Source organism: Sphingomonas sp. Tas61C01, assembly GCF_052567495.1.
Genome location: NZ_CP199583.1, coordinates 1,712,841 through 1,729,196, shown reverse-complemented (window position 1 = coordinate 1,729,196; position 16,356 = coordinate 1,712,841). Strand labels below are relative to the sequence as shown.

Below are 16,356 nucleotides of genomic sequence, written 5' to 3'. Positions count from 1 at the left end.
TGGCTTCAGGATAGTTGGATCCGGAGCAGAGTGGCGGTTGGTTTCGCATTTGCATCAGCAGAGGACACGGCATGGGTAAGGCGTCGTCGGGGGATACCCTCACGAAACTGGCACTGATCGGCAATTTCCTGCCCAGGCAGTGTGGTCTCGCGACCTTCACCACCGACGTCTACGATGCGTTGCGCGATCGCTTTCCGGAACTGCAGGTCGACGTCTATGCAATGGACGACCATCCCGGGCGCTACGATTATCCCGAGGCGGTGACCGCGGCGATCCCGCAGGACGATCTGTCTGCCTATATCGACACTGCGCGCAAGATCGATGCGAACGGTGCGCAGGCGATCTGGGTCCAGCACGAATATGGCATCTTTGGCGGCTCGGCGGGGGAACATCTGCTAGCGCTGCTGGATCGCACCACGCTGCCGGTCATCGTGACGCTGCACACCATCCTTGAAAAGCCAAGCGCGGACGAGCGCCGGGTGCTGGAGGGGCTGCTGCGTCGCTCGGCACGGATCATCGTGATGGCCGAGCGCGGCCGCGACATCCTTCAGCGCGTGTACGGCGCCAGCCCGCGCCAGATCGTGATGATCCCGCACGGCGTGCCCGATCGCGCTCTGATCGAACCCGACGTGCTGAAGCCGCGCTTCGGCTGGCAGGACCGCGAGGTCGTGCTGACCTTCGGCCTGCTCGCGCCCAACAAGGGCATCGAGACAATCATCGAGGCGATGCCCGCGGTAATCGCGAACCATCCGCGTGCGCTGTACGTGGTGCTCGGCGCGACGCATCCCAATCTCGTCGCACAGCAGGGCGAGCGATATCGCGACAGCTTGAAGGCGCTGGCGGTCGAGCACGGCGTCGCGGACAATGTCGCGTTCATCGACGGGTTCGTCGAGCACGACGAGCTGATCGAGTATCTGCAGGCGGCGGACATCTACGCGACGCCATACCTCAATCCCGCGCAGATCACCTCGGGGACGCTGTCCTACGCGATCGGCGTCGGCAAGGCGGTGGTGTCGACGCCCTATGTCCACGCAACCGAGATCCTCGCCGACGGCCACGGCGTGCTGGTCGACTTCCGCGACAGTGCGGCGTTCGCGCGCGAGATCAACCGGCTGCTGTCGAACGAACGCGATCGCACCTCGCTGTCGGCGCGCGCCTATGCCCGCGGGCGGACGATGATCTGGTCGCGGCTCGCCGAGGCGACGGTAGCCGAGGCGCAGGTCGCGCTGCGGGCCAAGCCGCGGCGGCTCGCCAAGGCACGCGCGGTCAAGCCGCTCGCGCCCGATCTCGCCGCGGTCGAGCGAATGAGCGACGCGACGGGGATGCTGCAGCATTCGATCTTCTCGATCCCCGATCGGCGCCACGGCTATTGCATCGACGACAATGCCCGCGCGCTGATGCTGATGAGCGCGATGCCCGAACTCGATCCGGTCCAGCGCGACAAGTGGACGACGATCTACGCGTCGTTCATCCAATATGCGTGGAACCCTGACACGCGGCGGTTCCGCAACTTCATGAACTTCGATCGAACCTGGTGCGAGGATGCCGGGTCCGAGGATTCGAACGGCCGCACGCTCTGGGCGCTCGGGATCACCGCGCGCGACGCGGCGGACCAGAAGCACCGCGACTGGGCGGTGGCGCTGTTCGACAGCACCGCGAGCATGGCGCTGGAACTGGGATCGCTCCGCGCGCAGGCGTTCGCGATGCTGGGGGCGGCGGCGATGCTAGAGGTGAAACCGGGCCACGAACTGGCGCGATCGATCCTGCAACGCTTCCCCGACGGTCACCTAGCGCTGCTGGCGTCGGCGCGCCGGCCCGAGTGGCAGTGGTTCGAGATCGTGCTGGCCTATGACAATGCCCGTTTGCCGGAGGCGCTGCTGCGCGCGGGGCAGGCGCTCGGGCGCGCCGATCTGATCGCGTGCGGGATCGAGACGCTGAGCTGGATCGTGGACAAGCAGACGTCGCCCGAAGGCCGCTTCCGCGCGGTCGGTACCGAAAGCTTCCACAAGCCCTATGCCGAACCACTCCAGTTCGACCAGCAGCCGCTGGAAGCCCAGGCGACCGTCGAAGCGTGCATCGCGGCGTTCGATGCGACCGGCGACCAGCGCTGGGTGGGCGAAGCCGAGCGGGCCTATGGCTGGTATCTCGGTGCCAACGATCTCGATCTGCCGCTCGCCACCGCGGCGGACGGGGGCTGTTTCGACGGGCTGATGCCGAACGGCCTCAACCGCAACCAGGGTGCTGAGTCGATTTTGGCGCTGCAACTGGCGACATGTGCGATTTCGGGGCTATCAAAGTCGGCACGAGCCGTGGCAGGAACGGATCGCGTCGTCGCCTAGGGTCGTGTCCCGGGGCGTCGTGATCTGACGACCTGGACGAGGCTGTTTCGCGATGGAACTGTTCACCCACCGCCTGCGGCTTCATGCCGATCCCTCCCGCGTGGTCGTGAGGCCGTTCCATATCGCCTGGGCAGGCAATGGCGGTGGCCCCAGCCGTACCGAGCGCCTCGTCGCCGAGGTGCTTGAGATGGGTCAGGAGGACGCGCGCAACGAGCTGGAGGAGGTCCTGAAGGACTTCGAGGCGCGGCACTGGCAGACCCGGCGGGTGTTCATGACCCGCTACGACGAGATCGAGGGACTGCTCGACCTCGACGGCGCCGACATCGGCGACGTCAAGCGCCAGCTGATCGGCGCCTATTTCTGCCACGAATACAGCTATGCCGCGGCGGCGCTGATGAACCCCAGCGCGGTGCCGCATTTCGATCAGTCGGGCATGCCCGAGGGATCGATGCGGATCCTGATGTCGCTGCGCGCGGTGGGCGAGGGGCACATTTCGTCGGTGGCGTTCCGCGAAGGGATCATCACCGATCGCCAGCAGCTGAAGCTCGCGCCCGAGCCGCCGTTCGCGACCGCCACCGATGCGGTCGGGCGCGGCGAAATGGAGATGCCCGCCGGGCCGGTCACGGTCTATCGCCACCGCGACAGCACGTTGTCGGGCACCGTCATCTTCCCGATCACCGAGGCGCAGTCGAAGGGGCTGGAGGATCTGCGGATCGTCCATTTCCGCCACGACGACGGCAGCGAGGAGTGGATCGGCACCTACACCGCCTATAACGGCTCGCAGATCCAGTCCGAGCTGCTGCGCACCAAGGATTTCCGCGCGTTCGATCTGGTGCCGATGACCGGGCCGGCAGCGCGCAACAAGGGCATGGCGCTGTTCCCGCGCAAGGTCGGCGGACAGTATATGATGATCGGGCGTTCGGATGGCGAGAACCTGTTCCTGCTGAAGTCCGACCAGCTCGGGCACTGGGAGGACGGCGAGAAGATCCTGACCCCGACCTATCCGTGGGAGCTGGTGCAGATCGGCAATTGCGGCCCGCCGATCGAGCTCGACGAGGGCTGGCTGCTGCTGACCCATGGGGTGGGCGCGATGCGCAAATATTCGATCGGCGCGGTGCTGCTCGACAAGGACGATCCGTCGAAGGTGATCGGCCGGACCCGCGAGCCGCTGCTGTCGGCCAAGGACCAAGACCGTGAGGGCTATGTGCCGAACGTGGTCTATTCGTGCGGCGCGATAAGGCATGGCGATACGCTGTTCCTGCCCTACGGGATCGCGGATAGTTCGGTGGGGTTCGCCTTCGTGCCGATCAGCGAGCTGCTGGCGGCGATGTGAGGCGGGGCGCAGGCGCGGCACGCGCCGGTGCGCCAAGGGCGCAGCGCCCCGCCCGGCCGACGGGTCGGCTTGGCCTAACCCGGTCGACGGCGGCTTTGCCGTCGGCGGGGCGATATGGGATCCGTCAGGCTATTCTATCTATGCGCGGCGCCAAAAGGTGGGGATGGTGTCAGCTCCGCCAGCATCAAACCGCCATTCGCCGCGTATACCGGTACAGCGCCCAAATCAGCGCCAAGAACGCCGCGGTGCCGCCGACCAGCGCCTGAATGGCGAAGCCGTCGCCGACCAGCGCCAGCGGGGCGTCGCTGTTGGTGGCGTAGACGATGATCGCGAAGGCGACGCCCCACAGGCTTTCGCCGACGATCATGCCGGTGGCAGTGAGGACGCCCATCCGGCGGGCGTATTCGGGGTCCGGACGGCGATCCGCCCAGCGGTCGTAGAGCGCGCCGATCACCGCGCCGATCACCACCGGCAGAGTCACCGCCATCGGCAGGTAGACGCCGAGGCCGATGCCGAGCGGGGGCAGGCGCAGCTTGCCGAGGCGGCCGAGAGTCTCGTCGATGAAGATCACGCCGACGCCGATCAGCGCGCCGACGCCGATCATCGCCCAGTTGAGATCGCCGCCGAGCACGCCCTTCGCCAGCGCCGAGATCAGCGCGGCCTGCGGTGCCGCGAGGGCGTTGGGGCCGGCGCCGGGCGCGCCCTGGAAGCCGAGCGTGGTCGACAGCAGCTGGAGAACGGGGGGGACCACCAGCGAGCCGAAGATCACGCCGAAGATGAGCGCGACCTGCTGCTTCCACGGGGTCGCGCCGACCAACTGCCCGGTCTTCAGGTCCTGGAGATTGTCGTTGGAGATGGTGGCCACGCCGAACACGATGCCGGTGACGATCAGCGCATAGGCGACCAGCGCCTGGGTCGTGGCGGGTTCGGTGCCGCGGCCGAACAGCCCGACCAGCATCAGCGAGGAGGCGAGGACCGCGAGGATGCCGATCCCCGACACCGGGCTGTTCGACGCGCCGATCAGCCCGGCCATGTAGCCGCACACCGCGGCGATGACGAGGCCGAGGACGAGGATGAAGAGCAGCGCGCCCGCGATCAGCGGCAGCGCCTCGGCCTGCAGTGGGCCGCCCGCGATCACCGACCAGAGCAGCGCCGCGATCGGCACCAGCATCGTCAGGCTGACCCCGACGACCGCGCCGAACGGCAGGTCGCGTTCGCCGATCGCGACCATTGTGCCGCCGCGCTTGGCGGCGCTAGCGGCCATCGACGATCGGATGCCGCCGATCACCGGCCCGATGATCTTGACCAGCGTCCAGATCGCGGCGACCCCGATCACGCCGGCGCCGAGGAAGCGGACATCGGTGCGGAACACTCCGCCCGCCCACGCCTCGACGCTGGTGCCCGCCGCGGCGGGGGCGAGCGCGGTTAGGATCGGCAGAGCGATCCACCAGCCGATGATCACGCCGACGAACATCGCCAGCCCGACCGACAGCCCGACGAGGTGGCCCGCGCCGATCAGCGCGAAGGAGAGCCCGCCGGTGATCCCGGTGGCGCCGGCGCCGGCGCGGAAGAACAAGGCGGCCTCGGCAACCGCGAGCTTGGTCTGCGTGACGATCGCGAAGCCGGCGGAGACCAGCGCGTTGACGACGATCAGGCGCAGCCCGCGGCCGCTTTCCGCCTCGCCCGCCCTGCTGCCGGCGCCGACCTTCAGCACCTCGGCGGCGGCGCGGCCCTCGGGGAAGGGCAGATCGGTATCGACGACGAGCGCGCGGCGGAGCGGGACCGAGAACATCACCCCGAGGATGCCGCCGGTCATCGTGATCCCGGCGGTGAGCAGATAAGGGAAGCCCTGCCACCAGCCGATCATCACGAGGCCGGGCAGGACGAAGATGATTGCGGCGAGCGTGCCCGCGGCCGATGCGACGGTCTGGACGATGTTATTTTCCAGGATCGTCGCGCCGGGCAGGTAGCGCAGGATCGCCATCGAGATCACCGCGGCGGGGATCGATGTCGCGAAGGTCAGCCCGACCTTCAGCCCCAGATAGACGTTTGCGGCGGTGAACAGCAGGGTGATCAGGCCACCGAGCAGGATGCCGCGGACGGTGAGTTCGGCGATCGGGCGACGGTCTGCTTCGGTCACGCAAGGTCTTTCGGTGGTGGCCGCGCCGGTGTAGCCGATCCCGCCCGCCCGGCAAGATGGCGCGGCGCGGGCTGGAACGCGCCGCGTCGGCATGCTCTACGCGGCGGCTGGACGAAGGGGATCTGAGATGAGCGAGCCGTTGCGGGTGGCGTTGGCGGGACTGGGCACCGTCGGCGGTGGCGTGATCAAGCTGCTGGAGGCGAACCGTGCGCTGATCGAGCGCCGGGCGGGACGCGGGATTGAGGTGGTCGCGGTGTCCGCGCGCGACCGCACCAAGGACCGCGGCGTCGACCTGTCGCGCTTCGCCTGGGTCGACGACACCACCGCGCTCGCCACGCAGGAGGGCGTCGACGTGGTCGTCGAGCTGGTCGGCGGATCGGACGGGCCGGCGCTGACGCTGGCGCGGGCGACGCTCGGCAACCGCCGCGGGTTCGTGACCGCGAACAAGGCGATGCTCGCGCATCACGGGCTGGAACTGGCGAGCGCGGCGGAGGCGGCGGGCGTGCCGTTGAAGTTCGAAGCGGCGGTCGCCGGCGGGGTGCCGGTGATCAAGGGGCTGCGCGAGGGTGCGGCGGCGAACGAGATCGCGCGGGTCTACGGGATCCTCAACGGCACCTGCAATTTCATCCTGTCGACGATGGAAAGCGAGGGCCGCGACTTCGCGGAGGTGCTCGCCGAGGCGCAGGCGCTGGGCTTTGCGGAGAGCGATCCGACCTTCGACATCGACGGCATCGATGCCGCGCATAAGCTGTCGATCCTGGCGAGCGTCGCGTTCGGCACGCGTCCGGCGTTCGCCGACGTCGCCGCGCTCGGCATCCGCCAGGTGATCGCCGCCGATATCGCCGAGGCCGCGGCGCTCGGCTACAAGGTGCGGCTGGTCGGGGTGGCGGAGGCGGGCCCCTACGGCCTGTTCCAGCGGGTGCATCCGCACCTGGTGCCGATCGATCATCCGCTGGCGCACGTCACCGGATCGCTGAACGCGGTAGTGGCGGAGGGCAATTTCGTCGGACGCTTGTTCTTCCAGGGGCCGGGCGCGGGCGAAGGGCCGACTGCGAGCGCGGTGGTGGCGGACCTGATCGACATCGCGCGCGGCGAATACGGCCCGGCCTATGCGATGCCGGTGGCGGCGCTGATCGACGGCGCCAGGGCGGACAGCGGCGAGCGGCGCGGGCGCGCGTATCTGCGCTTCACCGTCGAGGACAAGGTCGGCGTGCTGGCCGAGATCGCGGCGGCGATGCGCGACGCAGGCGTGTCGATCGAAAGCCTGATCCAGCGCGGCGCGGTGAGCGGCGGCGGCGTGCTGGTCGCGATCGTAACGCACGAGGGCCCGGAGCGGAGCGTGGCACAGGCGCTGGAGAAATTGCGCGGATCGCCGAGCCTGGTGGGCGCGCCGTTGTGGATGCACATCCTGGAGTAGCCGGGCGGGCATCAAGAGTCACAAGAGTCGCACCTATACGCGTGCGCGGAGTTGTGATCGGTCATGTCAAAGAGCGGGCCGGGCGCGGTGCCGGGTGGTAGCGGTGGCGGGGAGTGTAGGACAGGGCGCATGCTCCCCGTTCCCTTGTGTCCCCGCGAAGGCGGGGACCCAGTACTGGGCTCCCGCCTTCGCGGGAGCACATGGGGGCGGTGAGCTACCTGTCTTCACCAACCCGGCGGAGGCCGGGGCCCAGGTGGGAGACGCCCCTGGGTTGGCGCTGTCCTTCGTTATATCCACCTTCCCGACTGGGCCCCGGCCTCCGCCGGGGTGGTAGCAAAGGGTGGGTCTCCCTCGCCCCTCAATCGAGGGGAATAGCCACGCGGCCGCGCTTGTCCGGTTTGGCGGCTAGCGCCGACTTCAGCGCGGAGACCGCGCCCTTGATGATCGGGACGATCGGCGGGCCGAAGCCGACCAGGCAGCCGCGCTGGGTGGCGGCGCAGGGGGTGCCCTCCGCGGCGAGCGCGCCGGCGCCGGTGAGGTTCGGGTTGACCCCGCGCGGCGTGGCACCGGGTGCTTCCTCGAAGTGCGGGCGCTGGCCCGCGCCGGGCCGGTCGCACACGACGATGTCGCCGTTTTCGGTGGTCCGCTTCTCGCAGATCTCGTCGGTGGGTGCGAGGATCGACCAGCTCTCGGCCTTCGGGGCCGACGTGCCCGGGGCTGCCTGGAGCAGGACGAGGAGCAGCGGCGCGAGCATGAGCGGTGGTCCTCGGAATGGCAGGCTGGTCCGCTGCGCTTACCCCAATAATCGCGCGAGGGGGAGCTAGTCCGTCGCGGCGTCGATCTTGGCGACGCCCAGCCGCGGGATCTCGATCGCGGGGCAGCGGTTTATCACCACCTTCAGGCCGGCGGCTTCGGCGCGGGCGGCGGCGGCGTCGTCGGTGACACCCAGCTGCATCCACACCGCCTTGGCCCCGATCGCGATCGCATCGTCGACCGCCTGGCCGGCATCGGAGGAGCGGCGGAAGATGTCGACGATGTCGATCGGGTCGCCGAGCTGGGCTAGATCGCGGAAGACGAATTCGCCGTGAATGTGTTCGCCGGTGATCTGCGGATTGACCGGGATGACGCGGTAGCCGTGCGCCTGCAGCTTCGCCATCACGCCGTAGGAGGGGCGATCGGGGCGGTCGGACGCGCCGACCAGCGCGATCGTGCGGGCGCCGTCGAGCAGCGCCTTGATGTCCTCGTCAGCGGTCAGCGGCATCGGCTAGCGTCCTTTCAGCCAGGCATCGACATGTCCTGCGATCGAAATGAACGCCGCGGCATCGGCGCCGTTCCCCGCAGCGGGCGGCTCGCCCGCGTCGGAGGCGGTGCGGATCGCGATCGTCAGCGGGATGCGGCCGAGGAAGGCGATGCCGAGCCGCGCCGCCGCCGCCTCCGCGCCGCCATTGCCGAACGGGTCCGACGCCTCGCCGCAATGCGGGCAGACATAACCCGCCATGTTCTCGACCAGGCCGATGATCGGCACGCCCGCCTTTTCGAACAGGTCGATCGCGCGGGTGGCGTCGATCAGCGCGAGATCCTGCGGCGTCGACACGATCACCGCGCCCGCGGGACGGTATTTCTGGACCATCGTCAGCTGGACGTCGCCGGTGCCGGGGGGCAGATCGAGCACCAGCGTGTCGACCGCGCCCCAATCCGCCTCGACCAGCTGGCCGAGCGCGCCCGCCGCCATCGGCCCGCGCCAGGCGAGCGCGCGACCGGGATCGACCAGCTGGCCCATCGACAGCAGCGGCACGCCGTACGGGGTCGGGACCGGATCGAGCACCTTGTCCTTCGCGGTGGGCCGGGTGCCCTCGACCTTCATCAGCCGCGGCTGGGAGGGGCCGTAGATATCGGCGTCGACCAGCCCGACGCGGCGCCCGGCACGCGACAGCGCGATCGCGAGATTGGCGGCGAGCGTGGATTTGCCGACCCCGCCCTTGCCGCTGGCGACCGCGACCAGCTGGCGCGCGATGCGTTCGGCGGTGACGACGACGCGGACCTCGGCGACGCCGGGCAGCGCGGCGGCGGCGCGGACCGCCGCCTCCAGCGCGTCGCGATCGGCGGACGAAAGCCCGGTGGCGTCGATCACCACGCCGGCGCGCGCGCCCTCCATCCGGACGGTCGCCCGCTCGCCTGCGACGGCGCGGACCGCCCTTGTTACCGCATCGGAATCGATCATGCCCGCGCAGATAGGCCCGCAGCGGTGCCTTGCCACTGTTTTTTAAGCAGGGGCGCACCTATACAGGTGGTATGATGACCCTGCCGGGCTGGATGAAGCGCCCTCCCATTCTCGCATCCGAAACGCCTAAAGGCCCCTGGGGCTCTGGCGACGACACGCCCGGTTCGGGCGGTCCCCGCAATCCATGGGCGCTGCCGCCGGGCGGTCGCAAGACCGCGGCCAAGCCGTCGGCGCTCGACGAGTTTCTGAAAAAGGCGCGCGGCACGGGTGGCGGCGGCGGTGGCGGCGGCGGCTTCTCGGGCATGCCGACCGGCCCCAATGCGCGGGTGCTGTGGGCGATCGGCGCCGGGATCATCCTGGCCGTGTGGATCCTCTACACCTCGATCCACCCGATCGGCCCGCAGCAGCGCGGCGTGGTGACCTATTTCGGCCGCTACACCGGCACGCTGGAGCCGGGCATTGGGCTGACGCTGCCGGCCCCGATCGCGGCGGTGCAGAAGGTCGACGTCCAGCAGATCCGGGAGGAGAACTTCCCCGAATCGAGCGGCGAGAACCTGGTGCTGACCCGCGACCAGAACATCATCGACCTGGCCTATTCGGTGCGCTGGAACATCGCGAGCCCGGAGGACTATGTCTTCCAGATCGCGCAGCCCAAGGAAACCGTGCGCGCGATCGCCGAAAGCGCGATGCGCGAGGCGGTGGCGAACCGGACGCTGGACGAGGCGCTGGGGCCGGGCCGTACCGCGATCGAGCAGAACGTGCAGGACCGGATGCAGGCGATCCTCGACGAATATAATTCGGGGGTCCGCATCCAGGGCGTCGCGATCAAGCAGGCGGATCCGCCGGCGCGGGTCAACGACGCGTTCAAGGACGTCACCGCGGCGCAGCAGGATGCGGTCGCCGCGCGCAACCAGGCGCGCTCCTATGTCCAGCAGGTGCTGGCGCGCGCGCAGGGCGAGGCGGCGCAGTTCGACAAGGTGTACGAGCAGTATCGGCTCGCGCCCGAAGTGACGCGGCGACGGATGTATTACGAGACGATGGAAGCGGTGCTGGCGAAATCCGACAAGACGATCGTGGAGACGCCCGGTGGCGTGGTTCCCTATCTGCCGCTCGGCGGCGGACGGCGGGTGCCCGACGCGACCCCCGCGCCGGCACGGGGAGAGGCGCAATGACCGCCAATCTGTGGCGTCACCCGGTCGCGCTCGGCATCGCGGCGCTGGTGCTCGCGATCATCGGCGCATCGACCTTCGCGATCGTACCCGAGACCCAGCAGGTCGTCGTTCTGCGCTTCGAGAACCCGGTGCGCACCGTCAATGCGTGGAAGCCGAACGAGGTGTTCGGGCGATCGGGCGCGGGCCTGATCGCGCGGATTCCGTTTGTCGACCGGCTGGTGTGGGTCAACAAGCGCGTGCTCGACGTCGATTACGACAACCAGCAGGTGCTGTCGTCGGATCAGCTGCGGCTCGAGGTCGACGCCTTCGCGCGGTTCCGGATCATCGATCCGCTGCGGATGGTGACGCGGGCGGGCAGCGAACTGCGTGTCGCCGAGGCGCTGCGGCCGCTGCTCGGCTCGGCGATCCGCAGCGAACTCGGCAAGCGGCGCTTCGCGGTGCTGCTGACCGCCGAGCGCGACGAGGTGATGGACGCGATCCAGACCCGGCTGCAGCGCAACGCCAGCCAGTACGGCGTGCAGATCGTCGACGTGCGGATCAAGCATGCCGACCTGCCCGAGGGCAGCCCGCTCGACAGCGCGCTGAAATCGATGCAGTCGGCGCGCCAGCAGCAGGCGGTGACGATCCGTGCACAGGGGCAGAAGGAGGCGCAGATCATCCGCGCCCAGGCCGATGCCGATGCCGCGCGGGTCTATGCCGAGAGCTTCACCAAGGATGCCGACTTCTACGATTTCTATCGCGCGATGCAGTCGTACCGGCACACCTTCGGCGCGGACGGTGGCGAGACGCCGACCGGCACCACCTCGATCATCCTGTCGCCGAACAACAGCTATCTCCGCGAATTCGAAGGCCGCGGTCGGTGATCGCGCGCGGTTGCGCCGGGCCTGCGTGCCCTGCGCAACCGCGGCGTGACGCGGGCGTTCATATTCAACGGTCGTTCATTCGGGGTTTGCGAAGGCGTTCCCGATCTCGATCGTCTCTAGAGAGGACATCATCCTAGTGCGCTACGCCTACGCCATTCCCAGTGCGCTTCTTCTCGGCGCGGCCACCGCCACGCTCGCCCTCCAGCCCGGCAATGCACAGGTCGCGCAGAACGAGCCCGGCGCGATCCAGGCCGCGGCGCCCAAGGCGGGCGCGCCGATGAGCTTCGCCGACATGGTCGCCAAGCTTCAGCCCGCGGTCGTCAACATCTCGACCAAGCAGACCATCGTCCAGCAGCAGCAGGCCAACCCGTTCGCGGGCACGCCGTTCGGCGACCTGTTCGGCGGCGGCGGCGCGGGGCAGAACGGCGCACCGGTAAAGCGCGAGGGCGCGTCGCTCGGCTCGGGCTTCCTGATCTCGCCGGACGGCTATGTCGTCACCAACGCGCACGTGATCCGTCCCGGCGCGCGCGGCGCCACGGTCAATTCGATCACGGTGACGCTGACCGACAAGAAGGAATATATCGCCAAGGTGATCGGGCAGGACCAGGCGTCCGACCTGGCGCTGCTCAAGATCGACGCGACCAACCTGCCGTTCGTCCGCTTCGGCGATTCGTCGCGGGCGCGGGTCGGCGACTGGGTGGTCGCGATCGGTGAGCCGTTCGGCCTCGGCGGCACGGTGACCGCGGGGATCATCTCGGCGATCAACCGCGTTACCGGGCAGGGCGGCGCCTATGACCGCTTCATCCAGACCGATGCATCGATCAACCAGGGCAATTCGGGCGGGCCGATGTTCGACCTGAACGGGAACGTGATCGGCATCAATTCGCAGATCTTCAGCCAGTCGGGCGGCAACATCGGCATCGGCTTCGCGATCCCCGCGGAGCAGGCCAAGCCGATCATCGACACCTTCATGAAGGGCGGGAAGATCGCGCGCGGCTATATCGGCGTCGGGATCGGCGGGCCGGTCGACGACGATGCGGCGGCGGCGCTCGGCATCCCCAAGAACCAGGGCGAGCTGATCTCGCGGATCGAGCCTACCGGCCCGGCCGCGAAGGCGGGTCTGCGCGCGGGCGACGTGGTGACCAAGGTCAACGGCCAGGCCGTGACACCGGACCAGACACTGTCCTATCTGGTGTCGAACGTGAAGCCCGGCTCGACCGCGCGTCTCGACGTGTTCCGCAACGGCCAGTCGCAGGTGATCACCATCACCGTGGCGACGCGGCCGTCGGAAGAGCAGCTCGCGGCGACTGCCAATGGCGGTGACGATAGCGGCGGCTTCGGCAGCGACGACGACGATGCGACGCCCGGCGACAACAGCGACGGGTCCGCGGTACCGACCAGCGGCAACCCGCTTGGCCTCGGCGTCCAGCCGCTGACGCCGGGGATCGCGCGCGCGATCGGCGTCGATGCGGCGGTGCAGGGCGTGGTCATCGCCACGGTCGATCCGTCGAGCGACGCCAACGGCAAGCTGAAGCGCGGCGACGTGATCCAAGCGATCAACGGCACGCCGGTGCGGACCTCAGCGGACGTCGTGCGGATCGTGGCGCAAGCCAAGAGCGCCGGGCGGCCGCAGGTGCTGCTGCTGGTCCAGCGCGGACGCAATGCGCCGGGCTTCCTGGCGGTCAAGCTGAAGAGCTGAGCCGGGCGTCCGAGCCTTCCGAGAAGGGCCGTGTTCCGCGAGGGGCGCGGCCCTTTCCTTTTGGCACGGCGGGGCGGTACACTGGCGATCTATCCACTGGAGGCGATGGCGGCATGGGCGACGGGATCTTCATCGGTACGGGCGGCGGCAAGCCGCAGGTCCTCGAACTCAAGCGCGCCAACCGCCACGGGCTGATCGCTGGGGCGACCGGCACCGGCAAGACGGTCACGCTCCAGGGCATCGTCGAGGGCTTCTCCAAGGCCGGGGTGCCGTGCTTCGTCGCCGACGTGAAGGGCGACCTGTCGGGGCTGGCGATGGCGGGGTCGGCGCAGTCCAAGCTGCACGATACCTTCGCCGCGCGCGCGGCCGAGATCGGGATGACGGACTGGGCCTATGCCGACAATCCGGTGCAATTCTGGGACCTGTTCGGCGAGCAGGGCCATCCGATCCGCACCACCGCGAGCGAGATGGGGCCGCTGTTGCTGGCGCGGCTGATGGACCTCAACGAGGTGCAGGAAGGCGTGCTGACGATCGCGTTCCACGTCGCCGACAAGGAAAGCATGCTGCTGCTCGACCTCGACGATCTGCAGGCGATGCTGACCGAGTGCGCCGAACGCGCGGACGAGCTGACGACCACCTATGGCAATGTGTCGAAACAGTCGATTGGCGCGATCCAGCGCGCGCTGCTCCAGCTGCGCAGCCAGGGCGGCGAGCATTTCTTCGGCGAGCCCGCGCTGGAGATCGAGGACCTGATCGCCACCGACGATCGCGGACGTGGGGTGGTCAACATCCTGGCGGCGGACAAGCTGATGGCGTCGCCCAAGCTCTATTCGACGTTCCTGCTGTGGTTGATGAGCGAGCTGTTCGAACAGCTGCCCGAGATCGGCGACCCCGACAAACCCAAATTGTGCTTCTTCTTCGACGAGGCGCATCTGCTGTTCGAGGCGGCGCCCAAGGCGTTGCTCGAAAAAATCGAACAGGTCGTGCGGCTGATCCGGTCGAAAGGCGTAGGGGTGTATTTCATCACCCAGAACCCGATCGACATCCCCGACGCGGTGGCGGGGCAGCTCGGCAACCGGGTCCAGCATGCGTTGCGTGCGTTCACCCCGCGAGACCAGGCCGCGGTGCGATCCGCGGCGGAGACGTTCCGCGCCAACCCCGGGGTCGATGTCGCCACCGCGATCACCGAACTGAAGGTCGGCGAGGCGCTGGTGTCGCTGTTGCAGGCGGACGGATCGCCGACCCCGGTCGAGCGCACGCTGATCAAGCCGCCATCGTCGCGGGTTGGCCCGGTGACCCCGGTCGAGCGCGGGGTTCTGATCCAAACCGATGCGGTCGGCGCCAAGTACGACGTCGCGATCGATCGGGTCTCCGCGGAGGAACTGCTCGGCGCGAAGGCGCAGGAGGCGCAGGCCGCGGCGGCGGCGGCGAAGGCATCGACCGACACCGCCAAGGCAGCGGCGGCGCAGGCCAAGGTCGACGCGCAGGCGGCGAAGGCGGCGGCGGTGCAGCAGCGCGAGGCGGACCGGGCGGCGGCGCAGCAGCAGCGCGAGTCGGACCGCGAGGCGGCGAACTCGCCCTGGTCGAAGATGGCGACGTCGGCGACGCGCGCGGCGAGCTCGTCGATCGGGCGGCAGGTGGCCAACGAGATCGGCAAGCAGGTGTTCGGCGGTGGTCGTGGCAAGGCGGCCGGGGGCGGACTGGTGGGCGGATTGGTGCGCGGTGTGCTAGGCGGTCTGTTCCGCGGACGGTGATAGGAGTGGCGCGATGAGCCTCGATTTCGTGAACGACACCGATTGGGGCGCAATCGGCGAAGACGCGCTCGACGAGGTGGTGACGCTGCGCCGCTCGATCCATGCCGATCCCGAGATCGGGCTGCACTGCCCGCGCACCACCGACAAGCTGAAGGCCGCGCTCGCCGGCCTGCAGCTGGAGATCCGCGAGGGTGGATCGACCACCGGCTTCATCGCGATCCTGCGCGGGGGCCGCACCGGCAGCGGCCGCGGCAACGGCCGCACCGTGCTGCTGCGCGGCGACATGGACGCGCTGCCGATGCAGGAGGAGACCGGGCTGGCGTTCGCGTCGCGGGTCGAGGGGCGGATGCACGCCTGCGGCCACGATGCGCACAGCGCGATGCTGGTCGGCGCGGCGAAGGCGCTCTGCGCGCGCAAGGACGAGCTGCCGGGGACGGTGGTGTTCATGTTCCAGCCCGGTGAGGAGGGGCATCACGGCGCCCGGTTCATGATCGAGGACGGGCTGCTCGACGATCCCGCGCCCGATGCCGCGTTCGCGCTGCACATCTCGCCGAACATTCCGGCGGGCATGGTGGTGAGCCGCGGGGGCACGCTGATGGCATCGACCGACACCGTGTCGGCGACGATCATCGGCCGCGGCGGCCATGCGGCGATGCCGCACGACTGCATCGATCCGATCCCGATCGCGTGCGAGATCGTCACCGCACTCCAGACCCATGTCGCGCGCCGCGTGCCGGTGACCGATCCCGCCGTCCTGACGATCACCAAGTTCAATGCCGGCACCGCGCACAACATCGTGCCTGGCCAGGTCGAGCTGCTCGGCACGATGCGCACGCTGTCGGAGCGCACTCGCGAGGACCTCCGCGCCGCCTTCGTGCGGATCGTCGATGGCATCGCGGCGGCGCACGGCGCGACCGCGGTGGCGACGATCGAGCCGGGCTACCCGGTCACGGTCAACGATCCGCGCGCGACCGATCTGATGCGATCGGTGGCGGTCGAGCTCGGCGGCGAGCAGGCGTGGCAGGTGATGCCGCCGATGATGGGCGCGGAGGATTTCTCCTACGTCCTGCAGAAGCTGCCGGGCGCGATGGCCTTCATCGGCGTCGCCCCGCCGGGCACCGACCCACGGACCAATCCGCCGCTGCACAATACCAGGATGACGATCGACGAGAGCGTGATGGCGCGCGGCGTCGCGATGCACTGCGCGGTGGCGGCGCGGTATCTCGATGCCGGGTTTTCGGGGTAGGGGACTGGTCGTATCCTTGCGGCATCTTGTTCGGAGGAACATCCATCCCTCTTGTGTCCCCGCGAAGGCGGGGACCCAGTACTGGGCTCCCGCCTTCGCGGGAGCACATGCTGTAGTGGACCGAAGCCTCCGAAATCGGGCGACAAAAGAGTCGGGCGGGCGCCGATCGCAT

At 69.1% G+C, this 16,356-nt stretch carries 12 protein-coding genes; 8 read left to right on the top strand and 4 right to left on the bottom strand.

Annotated elements, in window-relative coordinates; genetic code table 11:
* Positions 1-71: 71 nt before the first annotated feature.
* Together ACT009_RS08155 and ACT009_RS08150 are read left to right on the top strand one after the other, a co-directional pair.
* Positions 72-2,339: a glycosyltransferase gene (locus ACT009_RS08155; protein WP_445193837.1), complete on the top strand. Its 2,268-nt coding sequence runs from the start codon at positions 72-74 to the stop codon at positions 2,337-2,339.
* A 52-nt stretch (positions 2,340-2,391) separates the two neighbouring features.
* Entirely contained in the window at positions 2,392-3,672 is a 1,281-nt protein-coding gene (locus tag ACT009_RS08150; RefSeq protein ID WP_445193836.1) for a glycoside hydrolase family 130 protein, read from the top strand.
* Positions 3,673-3,856: 184 nt separating this feature from the next.
* Here the strand turns inward: ACT009_RS08150 and ACT009_RS08145 are convergent, their stop codons facing one another.
* On the bottom strand, positions 3,857-5,812 hold the full coding sequence (locus ACT009_RS08145) for an OPT family oligopeptide transporter (RefSeq protein WP_445193835.1): 1,956 nt from the start codon (positions 5,810-5,812) through the stop codon (positions 3,857-3,859).
* Positions 5,813-5,939: 127 nt separating this feature from the next.
* Between ACT009_RS08145 and ACT009_RS08140 the strand changes: the two genes are divergently transcribed.
* Positions 5,940-7,229, top strand: a complete 1,290-nt coding sequence (locus tag ACT009_RS08140) for a homoserine dehydrogenase (RefSeq protein ID WP_445193834.1) — start codon at positions 5,940-5,942, stop codon at positions 7,227-7,229.
* Positions 7,230-7,587: 358 nt separating this feature from the next.
* On the opposite strand, the gene ACT009_RS08135 is transcribed toward ACT009_RS08140, so the two are convergent.
* The 3 genes from ACT009_RS08135 to ACT009_RS08125 all read right to left on the bottom strand — a co-directional run bounded on the left by ACT009_RS08135 (position 7,588) and on the right by ACT009_RS08125 (position 9,450).
* A complete protein-coding gene (locus ACT009_RS08135; protein WP_445193833.1) occupies positions 7,588-7,983 on the bottom strand; it encodes a hypothetical protein in 396 nt (131 codons plus the stop codon).
* Positions 7,984-8,049: 66 nt separating this feature from the next.
* Positions 8,050-8,490, bottom strand: coding sequence for a CoA-binding protein (locus tag ACT009_RS08130; RefSeq protein ID WP_445193832.1), 441 nt, complete (start codon positions 8,488-8,490; stop codon positions 8,050-8,052).
* 3 nt (positions 8,491-8,493) lie between these two features.
* Positions 8,494-9,450: an Mrp/NBP35 family ATP-binding protein gene (locus ACT009_RS08125; protein WP_445193831.1), complete on the bottom strand. Its 957-nt coding sequence runs from the start codon at positions 9,448-9,450 to the stop codon at positions 8,494-8,496.
* Positions 9,451-9,521: 71 nt separating this feature from the next.
* Between ACT009_RS08125 and hflK the strand changes: the two genes are divergently transcribed.
* The 5 genes from hflK (at position 9,522) to ACT009_RS08100 (ending at position 16,184) form a co-directional block, all read left to right on the top strand.
* Positions 9,522-10,622, top strand: a complete 1,101-nt coding sequence (hflK, locus tag ACT009_RS08120; RefSeq protein WP_445193830.1) for an FtsH protease activity modulator HflK — start codon at positions 9,522-9,524, stop codon at positions 10,620-10,622.
* Complete coding sequence (gene hflC / locus ACT009_RS08115) at positions 10,619-11,485, top strand: protease modulator HflC (protein ID WP_445193829.1); 867 nt, start codon at positions 10,619-10,621, stop codon at positions 11,483-11,485. Before hflK ends, hflC begins: the two co-directional genes overlap by 4 nt.
* A gap of 136 nt (positions 11,486-11,621) precedes the next feature.
* Complete coding sequence (locus ACT009_RS08110) at positions 11,622-13,184, top strand: Do family serine endopeptidase (RefSeq protein WP_445193828.1); 1,563 nt, start codon at positions 11,622-11,624, stop codon at positions 13,182-13,184.
* A 113-nt stretch (positions 13,185-13,297) separates the two neighbouring features.
* Positions 13,298-14,938 carry a helicase HerA-like domain-containing protein gene (locus tag ACT009_RS08105; protein WP_445193827.1) on the top strand — a complete coding sequence of 547 codons (1,641 nt, stop codon included), beginning with the start codon at positions 13,298-13,300 and terminating at the stop codon, positions 14,936-14,938.
* A 13-nt stretch (positions 14,939-14,951) separates the two neighbouring features.
* The gene (locus tag ACT009_RS08100) at positions 14,952-16,184 is read left to right on the top strand and encodes a M20 metallopeptidase family protein (RefSeq protein WP_445193826.1); all 1,233 of its coding nucleotides are present in this window, start codon (positions 14,952-14,954) and stop codon (positions 16,182-16,184) included.
* Positions 16,185-16,356 lie beyond the last annotated feature (172 nt).